Genomic DNA, 13,255 nt, shown 5'->3' on the forward strand with positions numbered 1-13,255 from the left:
CAAAGGATAAAAAATGAAAAGTATTATTGCTTTTAGTATAGCTTTTGTGGTGCTAATAGGCGCTAGTATTGGTTTTTATATGTGGTATTTTGAAGATGATTCAAATACTTATGTATATGATTATAAAAAAAGTAGTTCTTATCAAAGCTACACTCCACCAAGCACTCAATACAATCAAGAAAGAAATAATATAAGTGATAATACTTATCAATCACAACAAACAGTTCAAGAGTCTTTAAAAGAAGAAAATCCAGTACAAAATAATCCTATCATAGATGAAAATACAAGCACTCAAGAAGTCGTGCCAACAACCCAAACAAATATAGCTGAAGTTTCTAAAAATGAAACTATCGCACCTAAAGTAGCCCAAGAAGAAAAAAAAGTTCCAGTTGAAAATAACAAACAAACAAACGTAAAAAAAGAAAAAACAACAAAATATAAAAATACTATGCAAGAATACATTGCAAAAGGCAAAACTAGCAGATACGAGCCAAGATTGAGTGATGATTTTGTTAAAGTTTATGTATTAGATGGAAAAAGTTTAAGTGATTATAGAGTTGATATGTTAAAAGAAATGATTAATCCTGTTAAAGCTAATTCTCAAGATTATAATTTAACGATTTTTATCGATATGCTTTCAAATGACAATATGAAATTAAGTATATATAATAAAGATATTGTTTTTGCTAAAAATAAGAAAAAATACAATTATGTAGATGTTAAAATTTCTGATTTGAAATTTTTATTTGAAAGAAATGGATATAGCGAATACAGCAATGAAAATTTACTTGAAAAAATCAATCAAAACCTAGCAAGAGAAGATATAATCAAAAGAATCAAAATTCAAGGTTATGCAGACGATAGAGGTAGTACTTTTGCCAACTATATGATAGGACTAAATAGAGCAATGAATGTGGCTAAACATTTCTTTAGCTTTACCGAAGTTATAGAAATAGAATCTTTAGGAAAAGATACCTACCCTACTAAAGATAAATCTGATTCTCAAAGACAAAATAACCGTAAAGTAGAAATTAGTTTTTTATAACTAATTTCTAAATTTCAAAACTTCTTTAACAATTTTAAGCTAACATAACAATTTATTTTCATTCTCAAGGTAGCAATTATGTATGATAAATCACTAGAAAAAGAATATTATAAAATTTGCGAAGAACGCGGATATTTTGAAATCAATGGCAATGAAAAAATTCAAGAAAAAGGCAAAAACTTTTGTATTATGATGCCACCACCCAATGTAACAGGTGTTTTACATATAGGCCATGCACTAACTTGTACTTTACAAGATATCACAACGCGTTATAAAAGAATGGATGGCTATAAAACCCTTTATCAACCGGGGCTTGATCATGCAGGCATTGCAACACAAAATGTTGTAGAAAAACAACTTTTAGCTCAAGGTGTTAAAAAAGAAGATTTAGGCAGAGAAGAATTTATAAAAAAAGTATGGGAATGGAAAGAACAAAGCGGTGGCACTATAGTTAAGCAAATGCGAATTTTAGGTATCACTCCTGCTTGGAGTCGTTTACGTTTTACCATGGATGAGGGTTTGGTAAATGCAGTAAAAAAAGCCTTTGTAGATCTTTATGATAAAAAACTTATTGTGCGTGGAAATTACATGGTAAATTGGTGTACTCATGATGGAGCATTAAGTGATATAGAAGTTGAACATAAAGAAAATAAAGGAAAATTATATTATTTAAAATATTTTTTAGAAAATTCTCAAGAATACATCATAGTAGCCACCACAAGACCAGAAACTTATTTTGGCGATAGTGCTGTGATGGTTAATCCAAACGATGAAAGATTTAAACACTTAATAGGTAAAAATGTCATTTTACCTTTAATAGATAGAAAAATTCCTATTATTGCTGATGAGCATGTGGATATGGAATTTGGTACAGGCTTTGTGAAAGTAACCCCAGCACATGATCATAATGACTATGAAGTAGGCTTAAGACATAAACTTGAATTTATCACCATCTTTGATGAAAAAGGTATTTTAAATGAACATTGCTTGCATTTTAAAGGCTTAGAAAGATTAGAAGCAAGAGATGTTATTATAAAAGAATTGCAAGAAAAAGGTTTTGTTGAAAAAATAGAAGATTATACTAATCAAGTAGGATATTGCTATCGTTGTAAAAATGTGGTTGAGCCATATATTTCTAAACAATGGTTTGTAAAAAATGAAATCGCAAAAGAAAGCATAGAAAAAGTTAATCTTGGTGGAAGTAAATTTTACCCTGCACATTGGATTAATAGTTTTAATGCTTGGATGAGAGATTTAAAAGATTGGTGTATTTCAAGACAACTTTGGTGGGGTCATCAAATTCCTGTATATTATTGCGAATGCTCCCATGAATGGGCAAGCGAAGAAACTCCAAGTAAATGCCCAAAGTGCCAAAACACTAATTTCAAACAAGACCCTGATGTTTTAGATACTTGGTTTTCTTCAGGTCTTTGGGCTATGAGTACTTTAGGTTGGGGCAATAAAGACTGGGGTAAAAACACACTTTGGCATGAAGATGATTTAAAAGATTTTTATCCAAATTCTTTATTAGTCACTGGCTTTGATATTTTATTTTTCTGGGTTGCTAGAATGATGTTTCAAAGCACTAATGCCTTAGGTGAGCTTCCTTTTAAAGATATATATTTACATGCTTTGGTTAAAGATGAGCAAGGTAGAAAAATGAGTAAGTCTTTAGGCAATGTCATTGATCCTGTGCAAAGTGTGGATGAATACAGTGCTGATATCTTGCGTTTTACTCTTGCTCTTTTAGCTATCCAAGGTAGAGATATAAAATTAAGTAATGACAAACTCATACAAGTTAGAAATTTTACTAACAAACTTTATAATGCAAGCAAATTTTTACTTTTAAATGAAGAAAAATTTGAAGATTTAGATAAAAGTAAAATTCAAACCAACTTGGCAAAATACATGCTGTCTCGTTTTGAAGTATGCGTAAAAGAAACAAGAGAAAATTTAGACAATTACCGCTTTAATGATGCGGCAAACACTTTGTATAGATTTTTTTGGGATGAATTTTGTGACTGGGGGATCGAGCTTAGCAAGGCTGAAAAATCAAGTATAAAAGAACTTGGAAGTATTTTTAAAGAAGCATTAAAGCTTTTAAATCCTTTTATGCCATTTATTAGTGAGCATTTATACCATGAGTTAAGTAAAACTTCTATCCAAACTCATGAATCTATAATGATTTCAAAATATCCTAAATTTAATTCTAGAGATGAAAAAATCGAAAAATTATTTAATATCATTATAGAAAGCATAGTAAGTTTACGCCGTGCAAAAACCTTAGTAGAACTTGCAAATGCAAAAATTCAAAAAGCTTGTATAAAATTAAACGATGGGAGTTTAACGGCTGAGTTAAAAAATTACACTAATTTCATCTCAACACTTGCAAAATGTGAAAATATCGAGCTTATTAGTACAAATTTAGAAAAATCCATCAGAGATGTAAGTAAGAATTTAGAAGTATTTATACCAACTCAAGATCTTGATTTAAGTGGTATTTTAAATAGGCTTAATAGTCAAAAAACAAAACTCGAAAAAGAATTTAACAAGTTAGATGCTATGATGAAAAATGAAAAATTTATCTCTAATGCACCGGCTGCAGTCGTTGAGCAAAATAAAACTCAACTTGAAAGTATTAAAGCTCAACTTGAAAAAATCAATGATGAAATTTCTAATTTAGAAGGCTAATAAGTGATAAAAATACAAAATCTTAAAAAATATTATGGCAAAGAATTAGTTATAAATGATGTTTCTTTAGAAGTTAAAGAAGGAGAAATTTATGCTCTTGTTGGACACAGCGGGGCAGGAAAATCAACTTTGCTAAGATGTATTAATGGTCTGGAAAATTATCAAAGTGGTAGCGTAGAGGTTTTTGGTAAAGAAATAGCTACCTTAAAAGAAAAAGAGTTAAGAATATTTAGAAAAGATATAGGAATGATTTTTCAGCATTTTGCACTTATGAGTAGAAAAAATGTATTTGAAAATGTAGCTATGCCTTTAGAAATTCATAATTTTGACAAAAGCACAATTCAAAAAAGAGTTAATGAACTTTTAGATCTTGTGGGGCTTTTAGCTAAAAGCAAGGCTTATCCAAATGAACTAAGTGGTGGGCAAAAACAAAGGGTAGCCATAGCTAGAGCCCTTGCTTTAAATCCTAAAATCTTACTAAGCGATGAAGCTACTTCTGCACTTGATCCAAATACTACAAACAATATTTTAGAGCTTATTGCCAAAATCAATCAAGAATTTAATATCAGTGTAGTATTAGTAACCCATGAAATGGAAGCAGTAAAACAAATAGCACAAAAGGCTGTATTATTAGAGCATGGGCAAATCATAGGTCAAGGAAAAATTGAAGATTTATTCTTAAAGCCAAGTGAAAAAATGCGTGAATTCTTAGGAGAGAGTGATTTTTTACCACAAAATGGAGTTAATATACGCTTATATTTTTGCAAAGAAAAAGCAAATCAAAGCATAATCACTCATATGGCTAGAAGTTTAAATATTGATTTTAATATAGTTTGGGGTAAGATAGAAAAACTAAACAACAATGCTTTAGGAAATTTGGTAATCAACATAGAAGCTAAAGATCAAGAAAAAGTTTTAAAATATTTACAAGAAAATGGCGTTATTTGGGAGCTTGTGTAATGAATTTAGAAGCAATTTTAAGAAATTTTGAAAATATACTTTATCCGGCATTATTAGAAACTCTTTATATGAGTTTTACAGCCACTTTTTTAGCTTTTTTAATCGCACTTATCCCTGCAATTGTGCTTACTGTTACTGATAAAGGTGGCTTGTGGGAAAATAAAAGTATTTATGGCGTGCTTGATTTTATCATTAATATTTTAAGATCCTTTCCATTTTTAGTACTCATTGTAGTTTTAAGTCCTTTTACAAAATATCTCATTGGTATTAGTATAGGAACAACTGCCACCATAGTACCACTTACCATAGGAATTGCGCCTTATTTAGCTAAAATGATTGAAAGTGCTTTTAAAGAAATTGATCCTGCTATCATTGAAGCGGCAAGATCTTATGGAGCTAGCAAAGCACAAATTATCTTTAAAGTTATGTTTAGTGAGGCTTTACCAAGCATTATTAATGGTATTACTTTGATTTTAATCATCGTAATAGGATTTTCTGCTATGGCAGGAACTGTTGGTGGTGGTGGTTTAGGTGATGTGGCTATTCGCTATGGTTATGAGCGTTTTAGAACTGATATTATGATTCAAACCGTTGTGATTTTAATTGTTTTGGTTCAAATCATACAATTTATAGGAAATATTCTTTATAAAATCACCAAAAGATAAACAATGAAACATAAACTTGGTATTTTGCTAGCAGCGACTAAAAATTCAAGCTTTACCATAGGAACCTTACTTATTAACATCATGGATGTTATGGGTGAGAAGGTAAATGTATTTTATATTTTACATGATGGTTTTAGCTTAAATGATCAAAATATCATGCAAAAAATTGTTAAAAATAAAACAATTAAATTTATTCCTTTTAGTCAAGAAGATTTTTTAGCTACTCTTGGTAAAAATCAAAACGATATTAATAATTTATTTTTCTTAAAAAGATGGACACATATGGCTTTTGCAAGATTTGAAGCTTTTAAGTTTTTAGATGAATGTGAAAGTATTATTTATCTTGATTTTGATGTTTTACTTTTAAAAAGCATAGATGAACTTATCAAATTAAGAGCTAGAAAATATCATTTTGGTGCAAGATTGGGTAAAACTTTGCTTCAAACAGCTCTGCCTTTGGAAAAAAATCACAGCAATAAACGAGTATATCAAACAGGGATTTTAGTATTTAACGATCTTATACCAAATCCTTTACAGTGTTATCAATTTATCTATAATTATCTTTCACAAAATACTAAAAACTGGCAGGATCAAGGAGTTTTTTCCTTGATGATTTATGAAAATCACTTTAAAGTCAAAGATTTAAAAGACAAATACACAGGAAGTACTCATTATCTTACAAATCTTACGCAAAATGCTTCTATAGTTCATGCTTGTGGAACTAATAGTCGTTTTTGGAATAGTAAATTTTGCAATCAAACATGGCCTAAATGGCAAGAATATTATGAAAAATGGCTAGAGCTTGGAGGAAGTAAATATACAGGATCTTTTTATAAAGATAATAAACAATCTATTCAACGTACAAGATATCATTTATCATATAAGCTAGGTTATGCTTTTATAGAATGCACTAAAAATAAGAAAAAAATTCCTTTTTTACCTTTTACTTTGTTAAAGATTTACTATAAACACACAAAACTTGCCAAGCAATATCAAAAAGATTTAAAAACAAAACCTTATCTTAAGCTTCCCCCTTTATCAAGTTATGATGATTATAAAAGCGAGGGTATTAAAAATCAAAATACTTATTCTTACAAAATCGGACAAGCTCTCATTAAGGCTCAAAAAAATTGGCACAAAGGTGGTTATATAAAATTTATAAAAGAACTTAAACATTTTGCCAAAGAATACAAAAACAAACAAAAATAAAATTTATCTTATCTTATTAATATTTTTACAATATAATCAAGCATTTAAAAACTATAAAAAGGAGTTGAAATGAAATTGTTAAAATTGCTCACTGTAAGCACAATTTTAGGTGCAAGTTTATTTGCTAATGAAGTTATTACTGTAGGTGCAACACCTATTCCCCATGCTGAAATTTTAGAACAAACTAAAGATTTGCTAAAAAAAGAAGGTTACACATTAGAAATTAAAGAATTTAACGACTATGTTTTACCAAATCTTAGTACAGATAGTAAAGAACTTGATGCGAATTTCTTCCAACATCAGCCTTATTTAGATGAGTTTAATGCTAATAAAGGCACAAAATTAATTAGCGTTGCAAAAATTCACATCGAACCAATGGCTATTTATTCTAAAAAATATAAAAATATCCAAGATCTTCCACAAAATGCTACTATAGCTGTGCCAAACGATCCGACAAATGAAAGCAGAGCTTTAGATATTATCGCTAGTACTAAACTAGTTAGTTTTGAAAATAGCGCATTAAAAACTCCACTTGATATTAAAGATAATCCAAAAAATATCAAATTTAAAGAGTTAAAAGCGGCACAACTTCCAAGAGCTTTAGATGATGTTGATTTTGCAGTGATTAATTCAAACTATGCTTTATCAGCAAATTTAAATCCTGTAAAAGATTCTATTTTAATAGAAAGCAAAGAAAGTCCTTATGCAAATATCTTAGTAACCACTCAAGATAATAAAGATAACCCTAAAATCAAAGCTTTAGCAAAGGCTTTGCAAAGTCAAAAAGTAAAAGATTTTATCAATGAAAAATATCAAGGTGCAGTAGTTCCTGCATTTTAAAACAAACCTTGAGTTTTAAAACTCAAGGTTATTTATTTTTAATAAGCTCTGTGGTAATTTTAGCTATTTCTAATTCTTCTTCTGTTGGAACAATTAAAATTTTAATTTTAGAGTCTTTTTTACTAATCTTACCATTTCTAAGTTGTGCATTCTTATCTAAATCTATATCAAATCCCAAATGTGCTAGTTTTTGACAAACTTTTGCTCTAACAATATTGTCATTTTCACCTATACCAGCAGTAAAAATCAACGCATCGACTCTAGGTAAAATCGCAAAATATGAGCCAATATATTTACTCAAACGATAACAAAACATATCAAGAGCAAGTCTTGCTTTTTCGTTATTTTCTTCAATTTGCGCTTCAATATCTCTAAAGTCATTAAACCCACAAATTCCATAAACACCACTTTTTTTATTCATTATAGTATCTAAATCGGATGGATTTAAATTTAATTCTTTTGCTAAAAATGGTAATACAGCAGGATCAATATCACCACATCTAGTTCCCATAATCAAACCTTCTAGCGGTGTAAAGCCCATAGAAGTATCTACACATTTTCCATTTTCTATAGCACAAACACTCGCACCATTTCCAAGATGAGCGCTAATTGCATTAAATTCATTAATATTTTTACCAAGTATATGTGCAGCTTGCTTGCTTACATAAGAATGTGATGTACCGTGAAAGCCGTATTTTCTAACTTGATGTTTTTCATAAAACTCATAAGGCAAAGCATACATATAAGCATAATCAGGCATGCTTTGATGAAAAGCTGTGTCAAAAACTGTCACATTAGGAACTTTTGGAGCGGCTTTTATCATAGTTTTAATGCCTATTAAATGCGCAGGATTGTGTAAAGGTGCTATGTGAGCAACTCTATCAATTTCTTTTAAAATTTCATCATCTACTAAACAATGTTTGGTTAAATTTGGACCTCCATGAACTATCCTATGTCCACACCCATCAAGCTCATTTAAATCATGTAAAATTCCACTTTGAGCAAATAATTCATTTACTAATTCAATACCTTGTTCATGATCTTTAATCGCTAATTCTTTTTGATATTTTTGACCATTTTTTAGATCTTTTAATTCTATTTTAGAGCTTTGCTCGCCTATTTTTTCCACTAAACCAGATGCTAGGGCTTCATCTTTTTCAAAAAGCTTAAATTTAATTGAAGATGAACCTGAATTTAAAACTAATATTTTCATTTTTCTCCTTATTCTTGTGCTTGAATAGCACTTAAAATCACAGTATTAACAATATCTTCTACCAAACAACCTCTACTTAAATCATTAATTGGTTTTTTAAGACCTTGTAAAATCGGGCCAATAGCTAAAGAATTTGCTGTTCTTTGCACTGCTTTATAGCAAATATTTGCCGCATTTAAATCAGGAAACACATATACATTTGCCTTTCCTGCTACTTTAGAATTTGGCATTTTACTTTTTGCTGTTAGCATATCATATGCTGCATCAAATTGTATAGGACCTTCTAGCTCAAGTTGAGGATATTTTTCTTTAGCTATTTTAGTAGCTTCTTTAATTGCATCTACACTAGCCCCACTTCCGCTATCTCCACTAGAATATGAAAGCAAAGCCGCTTTAGGATCAAGTCCAAAAGCTTTAGCACTATTTGCACTCACATAAGCAATTTCAGCAAGTTGTTCAGGGGTTGGATTTGGCATAACAGCACAATCAGCAAAAACCAAAACCTTATCTTCTAAAGACATAAAAAACATACCAGAAACTAAGCTCACATCAGGTTTTGTTTTGATAATTTGCAAAGCAGGACGAATAGTTTCAGCAGTAGTTGTGCTTGCTCCACTTACCATAGCATGCGCTTTTTGAGTATGTACAAGCAAGGTCGCAAAATATGTTTTATCTTGTACTAACTTTTTAGCTTCTTCTTTACTCATACCTTTACTTTTTCTAGCTTCATACAAAAGCTCTTCAAATTCTTCATTATATTGAGAATTTTTAGGATTTATAATGCGCACACCATCGATATTAATATTTAAACTATTAGCTTTGGCACAAATTTCATTGCTATCGCCTAGTAAAATCAAATCAACAATCTCATTTTGCATTAAAAACTCACTAGCTTTTAATACTCTTTCATCAAAACTTTCAGGTAAAACCACTATTTTTTTATCTGCTTTTGCTTTTTCAAAAAGCTCATAAGAAAATCTTGCCTGAGTTTTATAAGTATATTCTTGTAATAAATCTTGAGTAAAATCTTCATTTTCTTTTAACAAAACAAAGTCGCTAAGCTTTTGGCTTAGTAAGAAATTTAACATAGTATGATTTTCATCTTGACTTTTTGCATATAAAGGAGTGTTTAACTCTTTAGCTAAGGCTATATTTAAATTCAAATCACCCATCAAGCCAAAATCATCTACTCCAACCACTACAACAAAATCATTTTCTTTTTTTAATTTTTCATAATCTTGAATTATTTTTTTAAAAAAATCATTTGAATTTTGAGTAAATTTGCCTTGATAATTATTTTTTTCAAAACTACTAAAAAAATCTAACTTGAAATTGGTTTTTGAGCATATTAAAGCAATTTTTTCTTTATTTTTCTCACAAAAAATAGGAAAATAAAAAACTATTTTACCTTGAACTTTTTCTAAAGACTGTGTTAAAAATTTCTCATCAACACAATTTAATAAAAACATGGATTTCATTTTTTCCTCTTTTTTAACAAAATAATTGTTTTTTTGTAATATAATAATTTTAAAATTCATCACAATAATATAAGGTTATAAAGCTATGAAATTTAAAAATGTTAATTTTTACTTGTTACCTTTTGTAATGTTTGGTTGTAGTGCTACAGTCGATCCACATATTAATATGAAACCTCCAACATATGTAGAAGAATTAGCTCCAAAACAAAATCATAACACCCAAAGTAATCCTGGATCGCTGTTTGGCAAAGGAGATAATCCTTTGTTTTCTGATAAAAAAGCAATGAATGTAAATGATTTAGTTACTGTAGTCATTAGAGAAAATGCTACACAAAACTCGCAAGGCTCTAAAGCTACAAGTAAAAACAATAATGTTAATTTAGGTGGAGGACAAATAACCACCGGTGCCGGACTTAGCAAAGCTAGAGATTTTATCAATGATTATACAAATATAGGCTATACCACAGCAAGTACTTCACAATATCAAGGTACAGGAAGCCAAACTAGAAGTGAAAATTTCCAAACTACTATTTCTGCTAGAGTGATTAAAGTTTTATCTAATGGAAATTATTTTATAGAGGGAAGCCGTGAGCTTTTAATTAACGGCGAAAAACAAATCATTCAGCTAAGCGGGGTTATAAGGCCTTACGATATTTCTCAAGATAATATGATAGATAGTAAATATATAGCAGATGCAAAAATTCTTTATAAAACTGAAGGTGATATAGATAAATCAACGCGTAAGCCTTGGGGTACAAAATTTATGGAAACCATTTGGCCTTTTTAAGCTAAATGGTTTTACATAAAACTTGGTGCATCATTAGAAAATAAAATCAAATCTCCATTTTGAGTTAATTTTGATAAAGCTTGCACAAGTTGAGATTTTTCTTTTAATACATAAAAATCTAATGTAATATGTTTTTGTAAAATCACACTATTAGCTTCTGAAGTAATAATTACAAAATCAAAACATTCATTGATTATCTTACATAATTTTATATTTTCTTCTTCATTAACTTCAACTATACCAGGAGTTACTAAAACTTTTCTTCCTTGATAACTTTTGCAAAGCTCATAGCTTTGACTCATACCTTTAAAATTTCCATTAAAACCATCATCTATGATAAATTTAGGTTCTTTAGAAATCACTTGCAAGCGATGCTCTACTGCTTTTAAATTTGATACACTTTTTATAATATTTTCTATTTTTATTCCTAAATAATGAGCAAGCAAAATACATACACTAATATTATAAGCATTAAAAGCACCTAATAAATTTGCATGAAAATCATAAATATCATCATCTAATCTTATTTTAAAATCTAAACCTTCTAAACTTGCCCTAACATCACTTAAATAATCATCATAAAATTCATTTTCATATAAGGTACTTGAGTGTAAAAAGTATTTTTCTAAACGCTTTGATTTTAAAGCTTGTAACTTAGCACTGCGGATATTATCTTGAGTTTTAAAATACTCCAAATGCGCTAAACCAATCTCACCAACTATGCAAATTTGAGGATTTAAAAACTCTGTAATTTCTAAAATATCATTTTGTTCTCTTGCACCAGCTTCTACGATATAAATTTCAGTATTATTTTCTAAATTTTCATTGATATCTTTTACTATACCCATAAAAGTATTAACGCTTCTTGGAGTTTTATAACACTTAAACTCATCTTTTAAAAGTTCGTATAAAAAATTTTTTATACTTGTTTTTCCAAAACTTGCAGTTATTAGAATGATTTTTAAATTTGGATTATCACAAATCTTTTTATTTGCCTTTTTTATAAATGTATTTTGGCTTATTTTTTCTACCAAAAAGCTTAATAAAAATGCGACTACTAAAGCTTCTAAACCTATCCAAAAAAATGACATAAATACTAAAGTAAAAAGCGACAAAAATAAAAAATAACGCTTAATTCTAGTAGTAAAAACTAGCTTTTTATCTAAATTTTTATATAAATACCCACCATATAACAAAGACAAAGCAAAAACTATAAAATATAAATAAAAATTTCCACTATATAAAGAAAACACAAAAGCAAAATAAGGAATTACTAAAAAATATAAATGCCATAAAGGTTTAGCAAAATGTAAAATTATGCGTGAAAATTTATAAGAATACCATTGCAAGGCTAAAATCAGGTAAAATCCGAGTAAAAAATTCAAACTTAAAAAAGCTATCATACTAATCATTTTTTAAAAATTCCTCATGTATTTTTTCATTTATAAAATCAGCATGTTTTAAAAAGAAAAAATGATCTCCATCTAATGCAAAAAAATTTCCTTTTTGTGCCAAAGAGTGGATAATCGCTCCACTTTTTAAAGGCGTAGCCTTATCTTCATTACCCCAAAAAATTAAAATAGGGTTTTTAAGCTTTTGAAATTCATTTTCTAAATTTTCATTAACAACCTTCTTAAAGGTTTCATACATCACTTCGCTCATACCTTGAGCGTCTTTGCTAATAAAAAATTTCCTCCAAAAATCCCCATAAGGAAGATTTTTTAAAATTTTAAACAAGGCTATTTTAAACCTCACTTTAAAGCTTTTTGGCAAAACCACACCTGCACTAGAAAGTAAAATCAAACCTTGAAAATTAGCATTATGACACATAATAGTCGCAACTTTTCCGCCAAAAGAATGCCCCATTAAATAATCTGCCTTTTGCTCAATTGTAGTTAAAAAGTCTTCTACGACCTTGGCATAAACATAAGAATCCATAGGTGCATCTATGCTTGAATTTCCAAAACCAGGTAAATCTAAATAAATTTGTTTAAAATCATTCAAAGGTTTTTCAAAAGCTTGTTTCATAAGCTCTTTATTAGCACCCCAACCGTGTAAAATAAGAATTGTTTTTTTACATTTTGGATTGATGACTTCATAGCTTAAATTATAAAAATACCCATTAGAATATACTCTAGTTTTTGCCATTTCTAGCCTTTTTTATCTTTATAAATTTTTTCTAAAAGCATTACAGCTTCATTTAAACGCTCATATTCTTCAAAACTTAAAAGCACGGCTTCAAATTTATTATTTTTTACTATCACCACCCTGCTATTTTCACTTTTTTTTGTTTTTTCAAGCATAGTGCTGAAATTTCTTACTACTTCAGTTGCAGTGTAAATTTCATCTTTGCTAAAAGTAGCCATG

General features: G+C 29.1%; 11 protein-coding genes and 1 pseudogene. 7 read left to right on the forward strand and 5 right to left on the reverse strand.

The window, feature by feature from the left end; genetic code table 11:
- The first annotated feature begins 13 nt into the window (after window positions 1-13).
- From ACOTVC_RS05935 to ACOTVC_RS05960, 6 genes and pseudogenes are all read left to right on the forward strand, one after another.
- Complete coding sequence (locus ACOTVC_RS05935; RefSeq protein WP_214099502.1) at window positions 14-1,045, forward strand: hypothetical protein; 1,032 nt, start codon at window positions 14-16, stop codon at window positions 1,043-1,045.
- A gap of 78 nt (window positions 1,046-1,123) precedes the next feature.
- The gene (locus ACOTVC_RS05940) at window positions 1,124-3,736 is read left to right on the forward strand and encodes a valine--tRNA ligase (RefSeq protein ID WP_214099501.1); all 2,613 of its coding nucleotides are present in this window, start codon (window positions 1,124-1,126) and stop codon (window positions 3,734-3,736) included.
- A gap of 3 nt (window positions 3,737-3,739) precedes the next feature.
- Window positions 3,740-4,696, forward strand: a complete 957-nt coding sequence (locus tag ACOTVC_RS05945; protein ID WP_087685619.1) for a methionine ABC transporter ATP-binding protein — start codon at window positions 3,740-3,742, stop codon at window positions 4,694-4,696.
- 2 nt (window positions 4,697-4,698) lie between these two features.
- Window positions 4,699-5,355 (forward strand): annotated as a pseudogene (locus ACOTVC_RS05950) (methionine ABC transporter permease); the annotation flags it as partial.
- Between the two features lie 9 nt (window positions 5,356-5,364).
- Complete coding sequence (locus ACOTVC_RS05955) at window positions 5,365-6,570, forward strand: glycosyltransferase (RefSeq protein WP_214099499.1); 1,206 nt, start codon at window positions 5,365-5,367, stop codon at window positions 6,568-6,570.
- Between the two features lie 69 nt (window positions 6,571-6,639).
- A complete protein-coding gene (locus ACOTVC_RS05960; protein WP_039641246.1) occupies window positions 6,640-7,410 on the forward strand; it encodes a MetQ/NlpA family ABC transporter substrate-binding protein in 771 nt (256 codons plus the stop codon).
- 28 nt (window positions 7,411-7,438) lie between these two features.
- Here ACOTVC_RS05960 and ACOTVC_RS05965 read toward each other — a convergent pair whose 3' ends face one another.
- The gene (locus ACOTVC_RS05965; protein ID WP_214116881.1) at window positions 7,439-8,623 is read right to left on the reverse strand and encodes an acetate kinase; all 1,185 of its coding nucleotides are present in this window, start codon (window positions 8,621-8,623) and stop codon (window positions 7,439-7,441) included.
- A gap of 8 nt (window positions 8,624-8,631) precedes the next feature.
- Window positions 8,632-10,101: a phosphate acetyltransferase gene (gene pta, locus ACOTVC_RS05970; RefSeq protein ID WP_214116879.1), complete on the reverse strand. Its 1,470-nt coding sequence runs from the start codon at window positions 10,099-10,101 to the stop codon at window positions 8,632-8,634.
- Window positions 10,102-10,186: 85 nt separating this feature from the next.
- Here pta and flgH point away from each other — a divergent pair, with 85 nt between their 5' ends.
- Window positions 10,187-10,888: a flagellar basal body L-ring protein FlgH gene (flgH, locus tag ACOTVC_RS05975; RefSeq protein ID WP_039618049.1), complete on the forward strand. Its 702-nt coding sequence runs from the start codon at window positions 10,187-10,189 to the stop codon at window positions 10,886-10,888.
- Window positions 10,889-10,899: 11 nt separating this feature from the next.
- Here flgH and ACOTVC_RS05980 read toward each other — a convergent pair whose 3' ends face one another.
- Genes ACOTVC_RS05980 through ACOTVC_RS05990 form a run of 3 tightly spaced genes read right to left on the reverse strand, consistent with a single transcriptional unit; the run spans window position 10,900 to window position 13,254 of the window.
- The gene (locus tag ACOTVC_RS05980) at window positions 10,900-12,300 is read right to left on the reverse strand and encodes a Mur ligase family protein (RefSeq protein ID WP_421627973.1); all 1,401 of its coding nucleotides are present in this window, start codon (window positions 12,298-12,300) and stop codon (window positions 10,900-10,902) included.
- Entirely contained in the window at window positions 12,293-13,036 is a 744-nt protein-coding gene (locus ACOTVC_RS05985; RefSeq protein ID WP_421627975.1) for an alpha/beta fold hydrolase, read from the reverse strand. The genes ACOTVC_RS05980 and ACOTVC_RS05985 overlap by 8 nt, the downstream gene beginning before the upstream one ends.
- Window positions 13,037-13,038: 2 nt before the next feature.
- Complete coding sequence (locus tag ACOTVC_RS05990; RefSeq protein WP_039618043.1) at window positions 13,039-13,254, reverse strand: type II toxin-antitoxin system Phd/YefM family antitoxin; 216 nt, start codon at window positions 13,252-13,254, stop codon at window positions 13,039-13,041.
- Between the last annotated feature and the right edge of the window lies 1 nt (window position 13,255).

It is taken from the genome of Campylobacter sp. GB48, from assembly GCF_049221845.1.
Classification (GTDB): domain Bacteria; phylum Campylobacterota; class Campylobacteria; order Campylobacterales; family Campylobacteraceae; genus Campylobacter_D; species Campylobacter_D lari_C.